10 protein-coding genes, 19 tRNA genes, 3 rRNA genes and 2 pseudogenes are annotated in these 19,241 nt (G+C 42.3%); 29 read left to right on the forward strand and 5 right to left on the reverse strand.

The features are described from left to right. Positions 1 to 15: 15 nt before the first annotated feature. The 5 genes and pseudogenes from AT689_RS04435 (at position 16) to AT689_RS12965 (ending at position 4,335) form a co-directional block, all read left to right on the forward strand. On the forward strand, positions 16 to 777 hold the full coding sequence (locus AT689_RS04435; RefSeq protein ID WP_001107757.1) for an SDR family oxidoreductase: 762 nt from the start codon (positions 16 to 18) through the stop codon (positions 775 to 777). 77 nt (positions 778 to 854) lie between these two features. Beyond that, positions 855 to 1,250, forward strand: coding sequence for a single-stranded DNA-binding protein (locus AT689_RS04440; protein WP_000282467.1), 396 nt, complete (start codon positions 855 to 857; stop codon positions 1,248 to 1,250). 269 nt (positions 1,251 to 1,519) lie between these two features. Next, entirely contained in the window at positions 1,520 to 1,804 is a 285-nt protein-coding gene (groES, locus tag AT689_RS04445; RefSeq protein ID WP_000917330.1) for a co-chaperone GroES, read from the forward strand. Positions 1,805 to 1,819: 15 nt separating this feature from the next. Next, positions 1,820 to 3,442, forward strand: coding sequence for a chaperonin GroEL (gene groL / locus AT689_RS04450; protein WP_000031573.1), 1,623 nt, complete (start codon positions 1,820 to 1,822; stop codon positions 3,440 to 3,442). Between the two features lie 137 nt (positions 3,443 to 3,579). Next, positions 3,580 to 4,335 (forward strand): annotated as a pseudogene (locus AT689_RS12965) (epoxyqueuosine reductase QueH). Positions 4,336 to 4,774: 439 nt separating this feature from the next. Here the strand turns inward: AT689_RS12965 and ntdP are convergent. Beyond that, complete coding sequence (ntdP, locus tag AT689_RS04460; RefSeq protein ID WP_000775321.1) at positions 4,775 to 5,308, reverse strand: nucleoside tri-diphosphate phosphatase; 534 nt, start codon at positions 5,306 to 5,308, stop codon at positions 4,775 to 4,777. Positions 5,309 to 5,396: 88 nt separating this feature from the next. Further along, positions 5,397 to 6,173: a recombination regulator RecX gene (gene recX / locus AT689_RS04465; RefSeq protein ID WP_000705093.1), complete on the reverse strand. Its 777-nt coding sequence runs from the start codon at positions 6,171 to 6,173 to the stop codon at positions 5,397 to 5,399. 37 nt (positions 6,174 to 6,210) lie between these two features. Between recX and rlmD the strand changes: the two genes are divergently transcribed. The 23 genes from rlmD to AT689_RS04580 all read left to right on the forward strand — a co-directional run bounded on the left by rlmD (position 6,211) and on the right by AT689_RS04580 (position 14,347). After that, positions 6,211 to 7,566, forward strand: coding sequence for a 23S rRNA (uracil(1939)-C(5))-methyltransferase RlmD (rlmD, locus tag AT689_RS04470; RefSeq protein ID WP_001050309.1), 1,356 nt, complete (start codon positions 6,211 to 6,213; stop codon positions 7,564 to 7,566). A 61-nt stretch (positions 7,567 to 7,627) separates the two neighbouring features. Beyond that, positions 7,628 to 7,699 (forward strand) — tRNA-Glu (locus AT689_RS04475). A 252-nt stretch (positions 7,700 to 7,951) separates the two neighbouring features. Continuing rightward, a 16S ribosomal RNA gene (locus AT689_RS04480) occupies positions 7,952 to 9,497 on the forward strand. Between the two features lie 51 nt (positions 9,498 to 9,548). Beyond that, positions 9,549 to 9,621 (forward strand) — tRNA-Ala (locus tag AT689_RS04485). 124 nt (positions 9,622 to 9,745) lie between these two features. Beyond that, positions 9,746 to 12,647: ribosomal RNA gene (locus tag AT689_RS04490) — 23S ribosomal RNA — on the forward strand. A gap of 76 nt (positions 12,648 to 12,723) precedes the next feature. Continuing rightward, positions 12,724 to 12,839, forward strand: a 5S ribosomal RNA gene (gene rrf, locus AT689_RS04495). Together the 16S, 23S and 5S rRNA genes with 19 tRNA genes alongside form the textbook arrangement of a ribosomal RNA operon. A gap of 4 nt (positions 12,840 to 12,843) precedes the next feature. Further along, a tRNA-Val gene (locus AT689_RS04500) sits at positions 12,844 to 12,916 on the forward strand. Between the two features lie 2 nt (positions 12,917 to 12,918). Then, a tRNA-Asp gene (locus tag AT689_RS04505) sits at positions 12,919 to 12,991 on the forward strand. Positions 12,992 to 13,015: 24 nt separating this feature from the next. Next, positions 13,016 to 13,088 (forward strand) — tRNA-Lys (locus tag AT689_RS04510). 5 nt (positions 13,089 to 13,093) lie between these two features. Beyond that, positions 13,094 to 13,175: transfer RNA gene (locus AT689_RS04515), tRNA-Leu, on the forward strand. 18 nt (positions 13,176 to 13,193) lie between these two features. Beyond that, positions 13,194 to 13,266: transfer RNA gene (locus tag AT689_RS04520), tRNA-Thr, on the forward strand. Positions 13,267 to 13,288: 22 nt separating this feature from the next. Next, positions 13,289 to 13,360, forward strand: a tRNA-Gly gene (locus AT689_RS04525). A 7-nt stretch (positions 13,361 to 13,367) separates the two neighbouring features. After that, a tRNA-Leu gene (locus tag AT689_RS04530) sits at positions 13,368 to 13,453 on the forward strand. 9 nt (positions 13,454 to 13,462) lie between these two features. Then, positions 13,463 to 13,536, forward strand: a tRNA-Arg gene (locus AT689_RS04535). Between the two features lie 15 nt (positions 13,537 to 13,551). Further along, positions 13,552 to 13,625: transfer RNA gene (locus tag AT689_RS04540), tRNA-Pro, on the forward strand. 5 nt (positions 13,626 to 13,630) lie between these two features. Continuing rightward, positions 13,631 to 13,704, forward strand: a tRNA-Met gene (locus AT689_RS04545). 13 nt (positions 13,705 to 13,717) lie between these two features. Continuing rightward, a tRNA-Ile gene (locus tag AT689_RS04550) sits at positions 13,718 to 13,791 on the forward strand. A gap of 10 nt (positions 13,792 to 13,801) precedes the next feature. After that, a tRNA-Ser gene (locus AT689_RS04555) sits at positions 13,802 to 13,891 on the forward strand. Positions 13,892 to 13,904: 13 nt separating this feature from the next. Further along, a tRNA-Met gene (locus AT689_RS04560) sits at positions 13,905 to 13,978 on the forward strand. Positions 13,979 to 13,981: 3 nt separating this feature from the next. Beyond that, positions 13,982 to 14,054, forward strand: a tRNA-Phe gene (locus AT689_RS04565). Between the two features lie 19 nt (positions 14,055 to 14,073). Beyond that, positions 14,074 to 14,144: transfer RNA gene (locus AT689_RS04570), tRNA-Gly, on the forward strand. 35 nt (positions 14,145 to 14,179) lie between these two features. Next, positions 14,180 to 14,253 (forward strand) — tRNA-Ile (locus AT689_RS04575). A gap of 6 nt (positions 14,254 to 14,259) precedes the next feature. Then, positions 14,260 to 14,347 (forward strand) — tRNA-Ser (locus AT689_RS04580). 133 nt (positions 14,348 to 14,480) lie between these two features. Here AT689_RS04580 and AT689_RS13405 read toward each other — a convergent pair. From AT689_RS13405 to AT689_RS04595, 3 genes and pseudogenes are all read right to left on the reverse strand, one after another. Then, positions 14,481 to 14,768: pseudogene (locus AT689_RS13405) on the reverse strand (ISL3 family transposase); the annotation flags it as partial. Positions 14,769 to 15,168: 400 nt separating this feature from the next. Beyond that, complete coding sequence (gene birA, locus AT689_RS04590; RefSeq protein WP_000844505.1) at positions 15,169 to 16,104, reverse strand: bifunctional biotin--[acetyl-CoA-carboxylase] ligase/biotin operon repressor BirA; 936 nt, start codon at positions 16,102 to 16,104, stop codon at positions 15,169 to 15,171. Next, positions 16,101 to 16,961, reverse strand: coding sequence for an AraC family transcriptional regulator (locus AT689_RS04595; protein ID WP_000959957.1), 861 nt, complete (start codon positions 16,959 to 16,961; stop codon positions 16,101 to 16,103). Before AT689_RS04595 ends, birA begins: the two co-directional genes overlap by 4 nt. Before the next feature lie 107 nt (positions 16,962 to 17,068). Here AT689_RS04595 and AT689_RS04600 point away from each other — a divergent pair, with 107 nt between their 5' ends. Beyond that, positions 17,069 to 19,231 (forward strand): alpha-galactosidase, encoded by a 2,163-nt coding sequence (locus AT689_RS04600; protein ID WP_000538918.1) that lies wholly within the window; start codon positions 17,069 to 17,071, stop codon positions 19,229 to 19,231. The last annotated feature ends 10 nt before the right edge of the window (positions 19,232 to 19,241 follow it).

A 19,241-nucleotide genomic window follows, 5' to 3' on the forward strand; every position in this document is an offset into this window, starting at 1 on the left:
ATAGAAGGAAATAAGATGGCAAAAAATGTAGTGATTACGGGAGCAACCTCAGGAATCGGTGAAGCGATTGCGCGTGCTTATCTGGAGCAGGGTGAGGATGTCGTTCTAACAGGACGACGGATAGACAGATTAGAAATCCTCAAGTCGGAGTTTGCAGTAAGCTTTCCAAATCAAACCGTCTGGACTTTTCCACTAGATGTGACGGATATGGTCATGGTGAAGACTGTTTGCTCTGATATTCTAGAAACGATAGGGAGGATTGATATCTTGGTCAACAACGCCGGACTGGCTCTTGACTTGGCTCCCTATCAAGACTATGAGGAGTTGGATATGTTGACCATGTTGGATACCAATGTTAAAGGTCTGATGGCGGTTACTCGCTGTTTCTTGCCAGCAATGATAAAAGTCAATCAAGGTCATATTATCAATATGGGGTCAACCGCAGGAATCTACGCCTATGCTGGTGCCGCTGTTTACTCAGCTACCAAGGCTGCGGTTAAGACCTTTTCGGATGGACTGCGAATTGATACCATCGCAACGGATATCAAGGTGACAACCATTCAGCCTGGGATTGTCGAAACAGATTTCTCAACTGTTCGTTTTCATGGTGATAAAGAGCGAGCTGCGTCCGTTTACCAAGGAATAGAAGCCTTGCAAGCTCAGGATATTGCAGACACAGTAGTCTATGTGACCAGTCAGCCTCGCCGTGTTCAGATTACAGATATGACCATTATGGCCAATCAACAGGCGACAGGTTTCATGATTCATAAAAAATAAGAAATTTCCTCGAAAAGTTACAAATTTCTGTAACTTTTTTTGATTTCCTACGAATAGATAAGTAGGAGGAAGAAAATATGTATAATAAAGTTATCATGATTGGGCGTTTAACGTCTACACCAGAATTGCACAAAACCAACAATGACAAGTCGGTAGCGCGAGCAACTATCGCTGTGAACCGTCGTTACAAAGACCAAAACGGTGAACGTGAAGCTGATTTTGTCAATATGGTCCTATGGGGCAGACTAGCAGAAACTTTGGCAAGCTACGCAACCAAAGGTAGTCTCATTTCCGTTGATGGAGAATTGCGTACCCGTCGCTTTGAGAAAAATGGCCAAATGAACTACGTGACCGAAGTACTTGTAACAGGATTCCAACTCTTGGAAAGTCGTGCTCAACGTGCCATGCGTGAAAATAATGCAGGCCAAGATTTGGCAGATTTAGTCTTGGAAGAGGAAGAATTGCCATTTTAATACTCTTCGAAAATCTCTTCAAACCACGTTAGCTTTATCCACAACATCAAAGCAATGCTTTGAGCAGCTTGCGGCTAGCTTCCTAGTTTGCTCTTTGATTTTCATTGAGTATAAACATTAAAAAGTCTGAGTTGGTCTCAGGCTTTTTATCTTGAGAAAGTCAGACTTTTTTCTTGATTATTTCTGACTAAGTGATACAATAGAACTATGAATTAGCACTCAGGTATAAAGAGTGCTAATAATATCTATCTCATTATGGAGGAAATCAGATGTTGAAACCATTAGGGGACCGTGTGGTCTTAAAAATAGAAGAAAAAGAACAAACCGTTGGGGGCTTTGTTCTCGCAGGTTCAGCCCAAGAAAAAACCAAAACAGCCCAAGTTGTGGCTACTGGACAAGGTGTTCGTACCTTGAACGGTGACTTGGTTGCTCCAAGTGTTAAAACTGGAGACCGTGTCTTAGTTGAAGCCCACGCAGGTCTTGATGTCAAAGATGGCGATGAAAAGTACATCATCGTAGGCGAAGCTAACATCTTGGCAATCATTGAAGAATAGAAGGAGAAAGTAAGTATGTCAAAAGAAATTAAATTTTCATCAGATGCCCGTTCAGCTATGGTCCGTGGTGTCGATATCCTTGCAGACACTGTTAAAGTAACCTTGGGACCAAAAGGTCGCAATGTCGTTCTTGAAAAATCATTTGGCTCACCATTGATTACCAATGACGGTGTGACTATTGCCAAAGAAATTGAATTAGAAGACCATTTTGAAAATATGGGTGCCAAATTGGTATCAGAAGTGGCTTCAAAAACCAATGATATCGCAGGTGATGGAACTACAACTGCAACTGTTTTGACCCAAGCAATCGTCCGTGAAGGAATCAAAAACGTCACAGCAGGTGCAAATCCAATCGGTATTCGTCGTGGGATTGAAACAGCAGTTGCCGCAGCAGTTGAAGCTTTGAAAAACAACGCCATCCCTGTTGCCAATAAAGAAGCTATCGCTCAAGTTGCAGCCGTATCTTCTCGTTCTGAAAAAGTTGGTGAGTACATCTCTGAAGCAATGGAAAAAGTTGGCAAAGACGGTGTCATCACCATCGAAGAGTCACGTGGTATGGAAACAGAGCTTGAAGTCGTAGAAGGAATGCAGTTTGACCGTGGTTACCTTTCACAGTACATGGTGACTGATAGCGAAAAAATGGTGGCTGACCTTGAAAATCCGTACATTTTGATTACAGACAAGAAAATTTCCAATATCCAAGAAATCTTGCCACTTTTGGAAAGCATTCTCCAAAGCAATCGTCCACTCTTGATTATTGCGGATGATGTGGATGGCGAGGCTCTTCCAACTCTTGTTTTGAACAAGATTCGTGGAACCTTCAACGTAGTAGCAGTCAAGGCACCTGGTTTTGGTGACCGTCGCAAAGCCATGCTTGAAGATATCGCCATCTTAACAGGCGGAACAGTTATCACAGAAGACCTTGGTCTTGAGTTGAAAGATGCGACAATTGAAGCTCTTGGTCAAGCAGCGAGAGTGACCGTGGACAAAGATAGCACGGTTATTGTAGAAGGTGCAGGAAATCCTGAAGCGATTTCTCACCGTGTTGCGGTTATCAAGTCTCAAATCGAAACTACAACTTCTGAATTTGACCGTGAAAAATTGCAAGAACGCTTGGCCAAATTGTCAGGTGGTGTAGCGGTTATTAAGGTCGGAGCCGCAACTGAAACTGAGTTGAAAGAAATGAAACTCCGCATTGAAGATGCCCTCAACGCTACTCGTGCAGCTGTTGAAGAAGGTATTGTTGCAGGTGGTGGAACAGCTCTTGCAAATGTGATTCCAGCTGTTGCTACCTTGGAATTGACAGGAGATGAAGCAACAGGACGTAATATTGTTCTCCGTGCTTTGGAAGAACCCGTTCGTCAAATTGCTCACAATGCAGGATTTGAAGGATCTATCGTTATCGATCGTTTGAAAAATGCTGAGCTTGGTATAGGATTCAACGCAGCAACTGGCGAGTGGGTTAACATGATTGATCAAGGTATCATTGATCCAGTTAAAGTGAGTCGTTCAGCCCTACAAAATGCAGCATCTGTAGCCAGCTTGATTTTGACAACAGAAGCAGTCGTAGCCAATAAACCAGAACCAGTAGCCCCAGCTCCAGCAATGGATCCAAGTATGATGGGCGGGATGATGTAAGCTTTCTATAGAAAACAACTTATAAAAAACACAAAAGGAGGGAATGACTAACCCTTCTTTTTATAATATTCACTTCTAAATTGATTTGAGCTCTTCTAACTTATATGATAAAATAAGACTAGAAAAAGGAGAAGAACATGATCGATGTAGAAGAAATTCTGTGCAAGATGCCCCCCAATCAGAAGATTAATTATGACCGTGTCATGCAGAAAATGGTACAAGCATGGGAGAAAAATGAGCAGCGGCCAACCATTCTCGTGCATGTTTGCTGTGCCCCTTGTAGTACCTATACACTAGAATATTTGACCAAGTATGCAGATGTGACCATCTATTTTGCCAATTCTAATATCCATCCCAAAGTAGAATACCATAAGCGGGTCTATGTCATCAAGAAATTTGTTAGTGATTTTAATGATCGGACAGGAAATACGGTTCAGTACCTAGAAGCTCCCTACGAACCCAATTAATACCGAAAACTAGTTAGGGGACTAGAGGAGGAGCCCGAAGGTGGCGACCGTTGCAAGGTTTGTTTTGACTACCGACTGGATAAAACAGCGCAAGTGGCTATGGACTTGGGCTTTGACTACTTTGGTTCAGCCTTGACCATCAGTCCTCATAAGAATTCTCAAACCATCAATAGCATCGGAATCGATGTGCAAAAAATTTACACGACCCACTATCTTCCCAACGATTTCAAGAAAAATCAAGGCTACAAACGTTCAGTAGAGATGTGTGAGGAGTATGATATCTATCGTCAATGTTATTGTGGCTGCGTCTATGCAGCCCAAGCCCAGAATATTGACCTGGTTCAAGTTAAGAAGGACGCCACAGCATGCTTGTTGGATAAGGATGTTGAGAAAGACTATTCTCATATCAAATTTATAGTAGATTGAAACTAGAATAGTACACCTCTACTTCTAAAACATTGTTAGAAATCGATTTGACTGTCCTTATTTCATTTTACTATACTGTTACGAAATTAGATATATAAATGAAAACTTGCCTCAAGGTAGGTTTTTTGCTAGTAGAAAAGCGATAGACAGAAATTGTTGGACTCTTAAAAAAATGAAGTTTTGCTCAAAAGAGCTTCTTAAATTAAAACGAGCAATTATCAGTTCAAATCTGTTTCAAAAGAAGAACGGATAAATTAATCGATGCTTTGTTTTTGAGTTAGGAAGTTAAGCATGCCAAACTGAGTCGTAGGAATAAATTTCTTTATAGAAATGTGTTGTAACTCTGCTATAATGGATTTATTCCTTTTTGTGTTTACACAATTTATTTTATACTACCAAAAAAACAAGGTCAGGATTTTGTTCCTGACCTTTGACAACTTTACCGATTCTTTAGTTCTACATAGCGCTTGTACCAAATGTTTACATAGGCTTCTGAGAAAGGACCACGTCCATTGTTAATCCAATCAACAAGAATTTTGACATGTTCTTTTAAAATATAGTCCAAGTCATCAGAATAATTCATTTTGCGTTTGTGACGCTCGTACTCTTCAACGTCCAAGAGACGTTTTTCCCCATCTGTAAAAATTTTAACATCCAAATCGTAATCAATATACTTCAGTGCTTCTTCATCCAGATAGTAGGGGCTAGCCATATTGCAATAGTAAGAAGTTCCATTATCACGAATCATGGCAATGATATTAAACCAATATTTCTTGTGAAAGTAAACAATAGCCGGTTCTCGAGTGACCCAACGACGACCATCACTTTCGGTAACAAGTGTATGATCGTTGACACCAATAATGGCGTTTTCTGTTGTTTTTAGTACCATGGTGTCCCGCCAAGTTCGGTGGAGACTCCCATCATGCTTATAACTTTGAATTGTAATAAAGTCGCCTTCTTTTGGAAGCTTCATAACTAACCAACTTTCTACAATTTATAAGTTTATCATTTACTATTGTACCATAAAATTACCTAAAATCTGTGAATTTCACTTGGAAATATTAAAGATATTCTCTAAGAGCGCTTGCTATATCCGAAAAATCGTAGCCCTTTCGTGCTAAAACTTGAGTTAAACGCTGCTTCAGTTCGTATCCTTCATACTTTCGGGCATACTTAGTATATTGCTTATCAAGTTCCTTGAAGATGAGTTCCTGAGTCGTTTCTTCATCAACTTGACTATCCAATTCGTCAAAGGCAATTTTAGCATCAAAATAAGAGAAGCCCTTGTTAGTCAAGTTCTGGATAATCTTATCTTGCAGGGCACGAGCTGGAAGTTTTCCCTCATATTTTTTCAATAGTTTATTGGCTACACGTTGAGCAACTTCCGAAAAATCAAAATCATTCAAGATTTCTTCTATAGTAGATTTTGAAATTCCTTTTTGTGCTAATTTCTGAGTCAGTACATAAGGTCCCTTGTCTCCTGAAAGTTGATTGGCATTGATGATAGCATAAGCGTACTGACCATCATTAATCCACTTATCTTCTTTAAGATTAGCAATAACTTGAGAAACGATGTTTTTATCAATATCGTATTTTTTCAGATATTCTCTGACTTCTTTTTCAGTGCGTGCTTTAAAGGATAAGTGGTAGAGGGCCAGATTCTTACCATAAGAAAATTGAGCAAAGTCTTGAATCTCTTTCAATTCCTCTTCGCTTATCACCTTATCTCTCGATAACATAAAACGAACAATTGTATCTTCGGTGATATAGCATTTGTCGCCATTATCAAGCTCCATCAGATAGAGTCTTTTTTTCTTTTCAAGTTTTGTGATTTTCATAGCTCTATTATAACTCAAAATGTGATAAGATAGGGGTATGAATCTGAAAGTGAAACAAAAAATACCATTAAAAATCAAGCGCATGGGAATTAACGGTGAGGGAATCGGCTTTTACCAAAAAACATTAGTCTTTGTACCAGGAGCTCTCAAAGGCGAAGATATCTATTGTCAGATTACTTCTATTAGACGCAACTTTGTTGAAGCAAAATTACTGAAGGTCAACAAGAAGTCTAAATTTCGAATTGTGCCATCTTGTACTATTTATAATGAATGCGGAGGCTGCCAAATCATGCACCTGCATTATGATAAGCAGCTGGAGTTCAAGACGGACTTACTTCATCAAGCGCTGAAAAAATTTGCTCCTGCAGGATATGAAAATTATGAAATTCGTCCAACTATTGGAATGCAGGAACCAAAATATTACAGAGCTAAGTTACAATTTCAGACTCGAAAATTTAAAAATCAGGTCAAGGCGGGCTTATATGCACAAAACTCTCACTATTTAGTAGAGTTGAAAGACTGCCTGGTACAAGATAAGGAAACCCAAGTGATTGCTAATCGCTTAGCAGAATTACTTACTTATCACCAGATTCCAATCACGGATGAGAGAAAAGTTCTAGGTGTCCGTACTATTATGGTCCGACGCGCGAGAAAGACCGGACAGGTTCAGATTATTATTGTTACAAACCGCCAGCTTAATTTAACTCAATTGGTAAAAGAGTTGGTTAAAGATTTCCCAGAAGTTGTGACAGTAGCTGTTAATACAAATACAGCTAAAACCAGTGAGATATATGGTGAAAAGACAGAGATTATCTGGGGGCAAGAGAGTATTCAAGAAGGTGTACTCAATTATGAATTTTCACTATCCCCTCGAGCTTTTTATCAACTAAATCCTGAGCAAACAGAAGTCCTCTATAGCGAAGCAGTAAAAGCGCTGGATGTTGATAAAGAAGACCATTTGATTGACGCTTATTGTGGAGTTGGAACGATTGGATTTGCCTTTGCAAAGAAAGTAAAAACACTCAGAGGTATGGATATTATTCCAGAAGCTATTGAAGATGCCAAGCGAAATGCTAAAAGAATGGGATTTGACAATACTCATTATGAAGCTGGAACGGCAGAAGAGATTATTCCTCGTTGGTACAAGGAAGGCTACCGAGCAGATGCTTTGATTGTTGACCCACCACGTACAGGTCTGGATGATAAGTTATTAGATACTATTCTTACTTATGTACCAGAAAAAATGGTTTATATTTCTTGTAATGTTTCGACCTTGGCTCGTGATTTGGTACGCTTAGTAGAAGTCTATGATCTTCATTATATCCAGTCGGTCGATATGTTCCCACATACAGCTCGAACTGAAGCTGTTGTAAAATTAATAAAAAAAGTTTAAAAAAGGTGTTGACAAAACATAAAAAGACTGTATAATAGTAAGAGTTGAAAATAACAACTCAGGTCCGTTGGTCAAGGGGTTAAGACACCGCCTTTTCACGGCGGTAACACGGGTTCGAATCCCGTACGGACTATGGTATGTTGCGGTTGGAACACTTGATGAAAAAAAGTTTAAAAAAGCTTAAAAATCTTCAAAAAAGTGTTGACAAGCGAAAGCGGCTGTGATATACTAATATAGTTGTCGCTTGAGAGAAGCGAGTGACAAAGACCTTTGAAAACTGAACAAGACGAACCAATGTGCAGGGCGCTACAACATAAGTTGTAGTACTGAACAATGAAAAAAACAATAAATCTGTCAGTGACAGAAATGAGTGAGAACTCAAACTTTTAATGAGAGTTTGATCCTGGCTCAGGACGAACGCTGGCGGCGTGCCTAATACATGCAAGTAGAACGCTGAAGGAGGAGCTTGCTTCTCTGGATGAGTTGCGAACGGGTGAGTAACGCGTAGGTAACCTGCCTGGTAGCGGGGGATAACTATTGGAAACGATAGCTAATACCGCATAAGAGTAGATGTTGCATGACATTTGCTTAAAAGGTGCACTTGCATCACTACCAGATGGACCTGCGTTGTATTAGCTAGTTGGTGGGGTAACGGCTCACCAAGGCGACGATACATAGCCGACCTGAGAGGGTGATCGGCCACACTGGGACTGAGACACGGCCCAGACTCCTACGGGAGGCAGCAGTAGGGAATCTTCGGCAATGGACGGAAGTCTGACCGAGCAACGCCGCGTGAGTGAAGAAGGTTTTCGGATCGTAAAGCTCTGTTGTAAGAGAAGAACGAGTGTGAGAGTGGAAAGTTCACACTGTGACGGTATCTTACCAGAAAGGGACGGCTAACTACGTGCCAGCAGCCGCGGTAATACGTAGGTCCCGAGCGTTGTCCGGATTTATTGGGCGTAAAGCGAGCGCAGGCGGTTAGATAAGTCTGAAGTTAAAGGCTGTGGCTTAACCATAGTAGGCTTTGGAAACTGTTTAACTTGAGTGCAAGAGGGGAGAGTGGAATTCCATGTGTAGCGGTGAAATGCGTAGATATATGGAGGAACACCGGTGGCGAAAGCGGCTCTCTGGCTTGTAACTGACGCTGAGGCTCGAAAGCGTGGGGAGCAAACAGGATTAGATACCCTGGTAGTCCACGCTGTAAACGATGAGTGCTAGGTGTTAGACCCTTTCCGGGGTTTAGTGCCGTAGCTAACGCATTAAGCACTCCGCCTGGGGAGTACGACCGCAAGGTTGAAACTCAAAGGAATTGACGGGGGCCCGCACAAGCGGTGGAGCATGTGGTTTAATTCGAAGCAACGCGAAGAACCTTACCAGGTCTTGACATCCCTCTGACGACTCTAGAGATAGAGTTTTCCTTCGGGACAGAGGTGACAGGTGGTGCATGGTTGTCGTCAGCTCGTGTCGTGAGATGTTGGGTTAAGTCCCGCAACGAGCGCAACCCCTATTGTTAGTTGCCATCATTTAGTTGGGCACTCTAGCGAGACTGCCGGTAATAAACCGGAGGAAGGTGGGGATGACGTCAAATCATCATGCCCCTTATGACCTGGGCTACACACGTGCTACAATGGCTGGTACAACGAGTCGCAAGCCGGTGACGGCAAGCTAATCTCTTAAAGCCAGTCTCAGTTCGGATTGTAGGCTGCAACTCGCCTACATGAAGTCGGAATCGCTAGTAATCGCGGATCAGCACGCCGCGGTGAATACGTTCCCGGGCCTTGTACACACCGCCCGTCACACCACGAGAGTTTGTAACACCCGAAGTCGGTGAGGTAACCGTAAGGAGCCAGCCGCCTAAGGTGGGATAGATGATTGGGGTGAAGTCGTAACAAGGTAGCCGTATCGGAAGGTGCGGCTGGATCACCTCCTTTCTAAGGATAAGGAACTGCGCATTGGTCTTGTTTAGTCTTGAGAGGTCTTGTGGGGCCTTAGCTCAGCTGGGAGAGCGCCTGCTTTGCACGCAGGAGGTCAGCGGTTCGATCCCGCTAGGCTCCATTGGTGAGAGATCACCAAGTAATGCACATTGAAAATTGAATATCTATATCAAATAGTAACAAGAAAATAAACCGAAAACGCTGTAGTATTAATAAGAGTTTATGACTGAAAGGTCAGAAAATAAGGTTAAGTTAATAAGGGCGCACGGTGGATGCCTTGGCACTAGGAGCCGACGAAGGACGTGACAAACGACGATATGCCTTGGGTAGCTGTAAGTAAGCGATGATCCATGGATTTCCGAATGGGGGAACCCAACAGGTAATACCTGTTACCCACATCTGTTAAGGATGTGAGGAGGAAGACGCAGTGAACTGAAACATCTAAGTAGCTGCAGGAAGAGAAAGCAAAAGCGATTGCCTTAGTAGCGGCGAGCGAAACGGCAGAAGGGCAAACCGAAGAGTTTACTCTTCGGGGTTGTAGGACTGCAATGTGGACTCAAAGATTATAGAAGAATGATTTGGGAAGATCAGCCAAAGAGAGTAATAGCCTCGTATTTAAAATAGTCTTTGTACCTAGCAGTATCCTGAGTACGGCGGGACACGTGAAATCCCGTCGGAATCTGGGAGGACCATCTCCCAACCCTAAATACTCCCTAGTGACCGATAGTGAACCAGTACCGTGAGGGAAAGGTGAAAAGCACCCCGGGAGGGGAGTGAAATAGAACCTGAAACCGTGTGCCTACAACAAGTTCGAGCCCGTTAATGGGTGAGAGCGTGCCTTTTGTAGAATGAACCGGCGAGTTACGTTATGATGCGAGGTTAAGTTGAAGAGACGGAGCCGTAGGGAAACCGAGTCTGAATAGGGCGCCTTAGTATCATGACGTAGACCCGAAACCATGTGACCTACCCATGAGCAGGTTGAAGGTGCGGTAAGACGCACTGGAGGACCGAACCAGGGCACGTTGAAAAGTGCTTGGATGACTTGTGGGTAGCGGAGAAATTCCAAACGAACTTGGAGATAGCTGGTTCTCTCCGAAATAGCTTTAGGGCTAGCGTCGACATTAGAGATTCTTGGAGGTAGAGCACTGTTTGGGTGAGGGGTCCATCCCGGATTACCAATCTCAGATAAACTCCGAATGCCAATGAATTATGGTCGGCAGTCAGACTGCGAGTGCTAAGATCCGTAGTCGAAAGGGAAACAGCCCAGACCACCAGCTAAGGTCCCAAAATAATTGTTAAGTGGAAAAGGATGTGGGGTTGCACAGACAACTAGGATGTTAGCTTAGAAGCAGCTATTCATTCAAAGAGTGCGTAATAGCTCACTAGTCGAGTGACCCTGCGCCGAAAATGTACCGGGGCTAAAACAATTTACCGAAGCTGTGGATACCTTTATAGGTATGGTAGGAGAGCGTTCTATGTGTGATGAAGGTATACCGTGAGGAGTGCTGGAACGCATAGAAGTGAGAATGCCGGTATGAGTAGCGAAAGACAGGTGAGAATCCTGTCCACCGTAAGACTAAGGTTTCCAGGGGAAGGCTCGTCCGCCCTGGGTTAGTCGGGACCTAAGGAGAGACCGAAAGGTGTATCCGATGGACAACAGGTTGATATTCCTGTACTAGAGTATGTAGTGATGGAGGGACGCAGTAGGCTAACTAAAGCAGACGATTGGAAGAGTCTGTCTAAGCAGTGAGGTGTGAATTGAGTCAAATGCTTAATTCTATAACATTGAGCTGTGATGGGGAGCGAAGTTTAGTAGCGAAGTTAGTGACGTCACACTGCCAAGAAAAGCTTCTAGCGTTTAAACATACTCTACCCGTACCGCAAACCGACACAGGTAGTCGAGGCGAGTAGCCTCAGGTGAGCGAGAGAACTCTCGTTAAGGAACTCGGCAAAATGACCCCGTAACTTCGGGAGAAGGGGTGCTGACTTAAAGTCAGCCGCAGTGAATAGGCCCAAGCAACTGTTTATCAAAAACACAGCTCTCTGCTAAATCGTAAGATGATGTATAGGGGGTGACGCCTGCCCGGTGCTGGAAGGTTAAGAGGAGTGCTTAGCGTAAGCGAAGGTATGAATTGAAGCCCCAGTAAACGGCGGCCGTAACTATAACGGTCCTAAGGTAGCGAAATTCCTTGTCGGGTAAGTTCCGACCCGCACGAAAGGCGTAATGATTTGGGCACTGTCTCAACGAGAGACTCGGTGAAATTTTAGTACCTGTGAAGATGCAGGTTACCCGCGACAGGACGGAAAGACCCCATGGAGCTTTACTGCAGTTTGATATTGAGTGTCTGTACCACATGTACAGGATAGGTAGGAGTCTAAGAGATCGGGACGCCAGTTTCGAAGGAGACGCTGTTGGGATACTACCCTTGTGTTATGGCCACTCTAACCCAGATAGGTGATCCCTATCGGAGACAGTGTCTGACGGGCAGTTTGACTGGGGCGGTCGCCTCCTAAAAGGTAACGGAGGCGCCCAAAGGTTCCCTCAGAATGGTTGGAAATCATTCGCAGAGTGTAAAGGTATAAGGGAGCTTGACTGCGAGAGCTACAACTCGAGCAGGGACGAAAGTCGGGCTTAGTGATCCGGTGGTTCCGTATGGAAGGGCCATCGCTCAACGGATAAAAGCTACCCTGGGGATAACAGGCTTATCTCCCCCAAGAGTTCACATCGACGGGGAGGTTTGGCACCTCGATGTCGGCTCGTCGCATCCTGGGGCTGTAGTCGGTCCCAAGGGTTGGGCTGTTCGCCCATTAAAGCGGCACGCGAGCTGGGTTCAGAACGTCGTGAGACAGTTCGGTCCCTATCCGTCGCGGGCGTAGGAAATTTGAGAGGATCTGCTCCTAGTACGAGAGGACCAGAGTGGACTTACCGCTGGTGTACCAGTTGTCTTGCCAAAGGCATCGCTGGGTAGCTATGTAGGGAAGGGATAAACGCTGAAAGCATCTAAGTGTGAAACCCACCTCAAGATGAGATTTCCCATGATTATATATCAGTAAGAGCCCTGAGAGATGATCAGGTAGATAGGTTAGAAGTGGAAGTGTGGCGACACATGTAGCGGACTAATACTAATAGCTCGAGGACTTATCCAAAGTAACTGAGAATATGAAAGCGAACGGTTTTCTTGAATTGAATAGATATTCAATTTTGAGTAGGTATTACTCAGAGTTAAGTGACGATAGCCTAGGAGATACACCTGTACCCATACCGAACACAGAAGTTAAGCCCTAGAACGCCGGAAGTAGTTGGGGGTTGCCCCCTGTGAGATAGGGAAGTCGCTTAGCTCTAGGGAGTTTAGCTCAGCTGGGAGAGCATCTGCCTTACAAGCAGAGGGTCAGCGGTTCGATCCCGTTAACTCCCAAAGGTCCCGTAGTGTAGCGGTTATCACGTCGCCCTGTCACGGCGAAGATCGCGGGTTCGATTCCCGTCGGGACCGTTTAAGGTAACGCAAGTTATTTTAGACTCGTTAGCTCAGTTGGTAGAGCAATTGACTTTTAATCAATGGGTCACTGGTTCGAGCCCAGTACGGGTCATATATGCGGGTTTGGCGGAATTGGCAGACGCACCAGATTTAGGATCTGGCGCTTAACGGCGTGGGGGTTCAAGTCCCTTAACCCGCATTAAGATATAACAAATGAGCCGGCTTAGCTCAGTTGGTAGAGCATCTGATTTGTAATCAGAGGGTCGCGTGTTCAAGTCATGTAGCCGGCATTTTTAGATAGAAGAAAACAGTGCGAACGTAGTTCAGTGGTAGAACACCACCTTGCCAAGGTGGGGGTCGCGGGTTCGAATCCCGTCGTTCGCTTAGAGAGGCCGGGGTGGCGGAACTGGCAGACGCACAGGACTTAAAATCCTGCGATTGGTAACGATCGTACCGGTTCGATTCCGGTCCTCGGCATAATATGGAGCACCCTTAGCTCAACTGGATAGAGTACCTGACTACGAATCAGGCGGTTAGAGGTTCGACTCCTCTAGGGTGCATTTTTCTATTTAACTCGGGAAGTAGCTCAGCTTGGTAGAGTACTTGGTTTGGGACCAAGGTGTCGCAGGTTCGAATCCTGTCTTCCCGATTCATGGCGGTGTAGCTCAGCTGGCTAGAGCGTCCGGTTCATACCCGGGAGGTCGGGGGTTCGATCCCCTTCGCCGCTATAATGATCTTGTCGGACCTTTAGCTCAGCTGGTTAGAGCTCTCGGCTCATAACCGAGTGGTCGTAGGTTCAAGTCCTACAAGGTCCATTTGAATATTGGAGGATTACCCAAGTCCGGCTGAAGGGAACGGTCTTGAAAACCGTCAGGCGTGTAAAAGCGTGCGTGGGTTCGAATCCCACATCCTCCTTTTATATTATTAACGCGGGATGGAGCAGCTCGGTAGCTCGTCGGGCTCATAACCCGAAGGTCGTAGGTTCAAATCCTGCTCCCGCAATAAGGCTCGGTAGCTCAGTTGGTAGAGCAATGGATTGAAGCTCCATGTGTCGGCGGTTCGATTCCGTCTCGCGCCATTTTATTGATAGTATTTATGCGGGTGTAGTTTAGTGGTAAAACTACAGCCTTCCAAGCTGTTGTCGCGAGTTCGATTCTCGTCACCCGCTTTGAACTTTGTTCAAATTACCAAGTTTTTTAACTTGGGCGCGTAGCTCAGGTGGTTAGAGCGCACGCCTGATAAGCGTGAGGTCGGTGGTTCGAGTCCACTCGTGCCCATTAATTGGAGAATTACTCAAGAGGCTGAAGAGGACGGTTTGCTAAATCGTTAGGTCGGGTAACTGGCGCAAGGGTTCGAATCCCTTATTCTCCGTTTTAATGAGAGTTTGTAACTCTCTTTTTTATTTTTAGAGACAATAAAGCTTCAGATCCGTAAAACTTAATTGAATTACTAATCTGAAGTTATTTTTATGGCTCTTTGTCAACTGTAGTGGGTTGAAGAAAAGCTAAGCTCGAGAAAGGACAAATTTCGTCCTTTCTTTTTTGATGTTCAAAGCGATAAAAATCCGTTTTTTAAAGTTTTCAAAGTTTCGAAAACCAAAGGCATTGCACTTGATAAGTTTGATGAGATTATTGGTCGCTTCCAGTTTGGCGTTAGAATAGTGTAGTTGAAGGGCGTTGACAATCTTTTCTTTATCTTTGAGGAAGATTTTAAAGACAGTCTGAAAAATAGGATGAACCTGCTTAAGATTGTCCTCAATAAGTCCGAAAAATTTCTCTGGTTCCTTTTTCTTCATTAGACTTCCACAATCAGGGCAAGATGGAGCCTCATAATCCAGCTTAGCGATAATTTCTTTGTGGGTATCCATATTGATGATATCTAGAATCTTGATGTTTGGGTCTTTAATGTCTAGTAATTTTGTGATAAAATGTAATTGTTCCATATGATTCTTTCTAATGAGTTGTTTTGTCGCTTTTCATTATAGGTCATATGGGACTTTTTTTCTACACAAAATAGGCTCCATAATATCCATAGGGAATTTACCCACTACAAATATTATAGAGCCCGTTTTAATGAGAGTTTGTAACTCTCTTTTTTGTTTTTAGAGACAATAAAACTTCAGATCCGTAAAACTTAATTGAATTACTAATCTGAAGTTATTTTTATATCGTTTATATTATAATTGTGTTATTTTACTTCCAACTATTGAGAGAAATTTCGCCACTATTTAGCCAGATTTCTTTTCCGTTATCACATTGAACTAAAAGTTTTCCATTTTCTGAGATGTCTTTAGCAAGTCCCTTGTAGTCTTTTTGCTCTAGTGTGAAAGTGACTTCTTTTCCTAGAATGAATGACTGTTTTTTGTATAGGTATAATAGCTCTTCTGCTGGTGTTTCGAAGAAAGCACGCCAGATTTCTATGATCAATTCATTCCTTGTTATAGGAGCTGTAGCTTTAAATAAGCTGGCAGCTTTTTCTTTTAATTCCTGAGGGAAGTCTTTAATAGTGAAATTGATACCTACTCCAATAATGATATCTGTGACTAAGCCAGTTTCTACAGAGGTCATTGCTTCAGTAAGGATTCCTCCAATTTTATGATTGTTTAGATAGATATCATTGACCCATTTTATGTCGACATCTATTAAAGTTAGGTTCTTAATGGCTTTGTAGACAGCTCCAGCTACAAGTAGTGTGTAGGATGGTAATTTGTCATAGGGGAGATTTGGTTTAAGATGGAGTGTCATATAAATACCACCTTGTGGTGAGTAGAAGGAACGTTGAAAACGGCCTCGGCCTGCTGTTTGATAGGAAGCTAGATAGAGGGTATTTGCTTCATGGCCTAAATCAATTGCTTCTTTTGCATCTAGTTGTGTTGATTTTGTTTCGGGTTTAAAGCTGACTTTAATTGGAAGATTTTCTTCTAGAATCTCTGGAAGAATAAGGTCACCATTCATCAGTTTATATCCTCTATTTTTGATACTATCAATTTCAATGCCTTCTTGTTCTAGTCGCTTGATGGCTTTCCAAATTGCTGTTCGGCTTAGGGATAGTTTTTCTGCGATTTTTTCTCCGCTGATATAGTCGGTTTCTTTAGATAGGATTTGGTAGACAGCTTGGTAGGATTTCATAATGTTGCCTTTCTTACTAGTTGGTATTGAGAGTATTCTTTTCTTGTATGACTTGGAGTCTGATTAAAGTATTGTTTATAAGCTTTCGAAAAATGGAGTGGATCTGAAAAACCTACCGAGTATGCAATTACCTTGATGGACTCTTGGGTATTTTCGAGAAGTTGTCTAGCTCGGTGCATTCGAACGTAGAGTAGGTATTCTTTGGGTGATAAGGTATTAAATTCTTTGAATACGCTTGATAAGTAGCTTCTGTGAACGGATAGTTCTTTTGCTAAATCTTGAATTGTAAGTGATTGAGGATAGTGGCTATCAATTAATCGTTTGCATTCAAGATAGAGTTGGTGGGTTGATGAAATATTCTTTTTTTTCTGATTGGGAGCAATAGTTCCCAGATGAAACATCAGTTCATGAAGTTGTCCCATGATATGGAGTTGAGCTAATTCACTTGATTTTGTAATCTGAGCGAAGCGGACAATGTCTGAGATGAGTTTTGCAGTAGTCTGGGTATGACAAGTTTCAGATTGGATGAGATAGGATTGATCAGAAATTTGGGAAAGAGCAAAATAATCAGGGGCTTTCCCTCCAGTGATTCCTAACCAGTAGTAGGCCCAAGGTTCTTTACTATCTGCTTGATAAAAGGTTAGTTCCTCTGGTTTTAATAGAAAGAAATCTCCTTCTTTTAAATCAACAATTTTACCCTTGTAATGAAATTTTCCTTGTCCTTTAGTAATGTAATGTAGGACGTATGTATCACGAATGGCTGGACCAAAAGAGTAATTAGGTGTGCATTCCTCATATCCATAAAAGCTTAGGGCAAGGTCGATTGTTCCAGTCTGGTATTCTGAAAAAACTAACATGTGCTACCTCCTACCTAACATTTTACCATATTCTTGAGACATTTTTCTATTTTGGAAAGCGATTTCAGGTGATAAAATAGAGTCAATAAAGTGATGAGGTGAAGTAAATGGGAGTTAGGATAGAGAATAATCTATTTTATGTTGAGAGTAAAAATCTAAGTTTGATTATTGAAAATCGAAATGGCTACTTACTTTTGAAACATTTAGGAAAGACTATTAAGAACTATAAAGGTTCCAATAGTGTTTATGAACGAGACCATGCCTTTTCAGGAAATCCAACAGCTACTAATCGAACCTTTAGTTTAGATACTCAACGTCAAATTTTTGGACAACATGGCTTAGGAGATTTTAGGAAACCAACCATACAGGTTCAGCATAATGTAACTGAAGTAACAGACTTTCGATTTGTAGAAGCAAAGATTTTAAAAGGTCAGAATGGTCCACAGGGCTTACCTTCTCCACATAGCATGGACGATACAGAGACTCTTGTCTTAATGTTAGAAGATTCTAAGGCTCAACTTAGTCTGACTTTGTATTATACTACTTTTAATAATGATGCGACTATTGCTAGCTACAGTAAATTAGATAATAATAGTAATCAGGAAGTTGTCATCCATAAAGATTTTTCTTTTATGGCTGATTTTCCAGCTGCAGATTACGAAATAGTAACTCTGCAGGGTGCTTATGCTCGTGAAAAGACTGTTAGACGTCAACAGGTAGAACAAGGAATCTTTTCGATTAGTTCAAACCGAGGTGCTTCTGGTCATGCTCAAACACCAGCTCTTCTACTATGCGAACAAGGAGTCACAGAGGATGCTGGGAATGTGTTTGCTATTCAACTAATGTATAGTGGCAACTTTGAAGCTTTTGTTCAAAAAAATCAATTGAATGAAGTTCGGGTGGCTATTGGCATTAATCCAGAAAACTTTTCTTGGAAGTTAGCCCCTGAGGAATACTTTGAAACACCGGTAGCTTTAGTGACTCATTCAGATCAGGGATTAACTGGTATTAGTCATGAAAGTCAGAATTTTGTACTGAAGCACATTATGCTAAGTGAATTTTCTAAAAAAGAACGTCCAATTCTAATCAATAACTGGGAAGCTACTTACTTTGACTTTCAGAGAGAAAAACTGTTAGAGTTAGCAGATGAAGCTAAGAAAGTTGGCATTGAACTTTTTGTATTAGATGATGGTTGGTTTGGCAATCGTTTTGATGATAATCGTGCTTTAGGTGATTGGGTTGTTAATGAGGAAAAACTGGGTGGAAGTCTAGAAAGTCTGATTTCAGCTATCCATGAAAGAGGTTTGCAGTTTGGACTTTGGTTAGAACCCGAAATGATTTCTGTAGATAGTGATTTGTATCGTCAACATCCTGACTGGGCTATTCAGGTTCCTGGCTATGAGCATACTTATTCTCGGAATCAATTAGTACTTAATCTTGCCAATCCTCAGGTAGTAGAATACTTGAAAAGTGTCTTAGATCAACTCCTATCTTATCATGATATTGATTACATTAAATGGGATATGAACCGCAATATCACTAAGCTAGGGAATGGATTAACTTATCTAGAGACACAGATGCAATCTCATCAGTACATGCTGGGGCTTTACGAACTCGTTTCTTATCTGACAGAGAAGCACAGCCATATTCTCTTTGAGTCCTGCTCTGGTGGTGGTGGACGAAATGATCTTGGTATGATGCGCTATTTCCCACAAGTCTGGGCTAGTGATAATACTGATGCCATTGCACGTTTACCAATTCAATACGGTTCATCCTATCTCTATCCAACCATTTCTATGGGGGCTCATGTGTCAGCAGTACCGAATCATCAGATGGGACGAATGACACCATTAGAAACACGTGGCCATGTAGCAATGATGGGAAATTTGGGCTATGAGCTTGATTTGACAAATTTATCAGATGAAGAGAAAGCTACGATTGCTAATCAGGTGAACTTGTATAAAGAATTACGACCAGTAGTTCAGTTAGGACAGCAGTATAGACTAATTAATCCTGATACTGCATCCAATGAAGCAGCTGTACAATTTAATTACGGAAATCAAACGATTGTAACCTACGTTCGCGTTTTATCTGTTGTAGAGACCATGGAAACAACTTTAAAATTAAAAGATTTGGATGAAGAGGGACTATATAAATTACAGGAAAATGGCGAAGTTTACTCAGGTGCAGAACTAATGTATGCGGGCCTAACTGTTATCTTATCCCAAGGAGATTTTTTGAGTAGACAGTATATTTTTAGAAGACTATGATAAGGGTGTA

This window comes from Streptococcus pneumoniae (assembly GCF_001457635.1).
In the GTDB taxonomy this organism is placed as follows: Bacteria; Bacillota; Bacilli; order Lactobacillales; family Streptococcaceae; genus Streptococcus; species Streptococcus pneumoniae.

Bases quoted from the DNA above. Each gene is read 5' to 3' on its own strand.
- AT689_RS04435 (WP_001107757.1), top strand. From the start codon at position 16: ATGGCAAAAAATGTAGTGATTACGGGAGCAACCTCAGGAATCGGTGAA.
- AT689_RS04440 (WP_000282467.1), top strand. From the start codon at position 855: ATGTATAATAAAGTTATCATGATTGGGCGTTTAACGTCTACACCAGAA.
- groES (WP_000917330.1), top strand. From the start codon at position 1,520: ATGTTGAAACCATTAGGGGACCGTGTGGTCTTAAAAATAGAAGAAAAA.
- groL (WP_000031573.1), top strand. From the start codon at position 1,820: ATGTCAAAAGAAATTAAATTTTCATCAGATGCCCGTTCAGCTATGGTC.
- ntdP (WP_000775321.1), bottom strand. From the start codon at position 5,308: ATGAAGCTTCCAAAAGAAGGCGACTTTATTACAATTCAAAGTTATAAG.
- recX (WP_000705093.1), bottom strand. From the start codon at position 6,173: ATGAAAATCACAAAACTTGAAAAGAAAAAAAGACTCTATCTGATGGAG.
- rlmD (WP_001050309.1), top strand. From the start codon at position 6,211: ATGAATCTGAAAGTGAAACAAAAAATACCATTAAAAATCAAGCGCATG.
- birA (WP_000844505.1), bottom strand. From the start codon at position 16,104: ATGAAATCCTACCAAGCTGTCTACCAAATCCTATCTAAAGAAACCGAC.
- AT689_RS04595 (WP_000959957.1), bottom strand. From the start codon at position 16,961: ATGTTAGTTTTTTCAGAATACCAGACTGGAACAATCGACCTTGCCCTA.
- AT689_RS04600 (WP_000538918.1), top strand. From the start codon at position 17,069: ATGGGAGTTAGGATAGAGAATAATCTATTTTATGTTGAGAGTAAAAAT.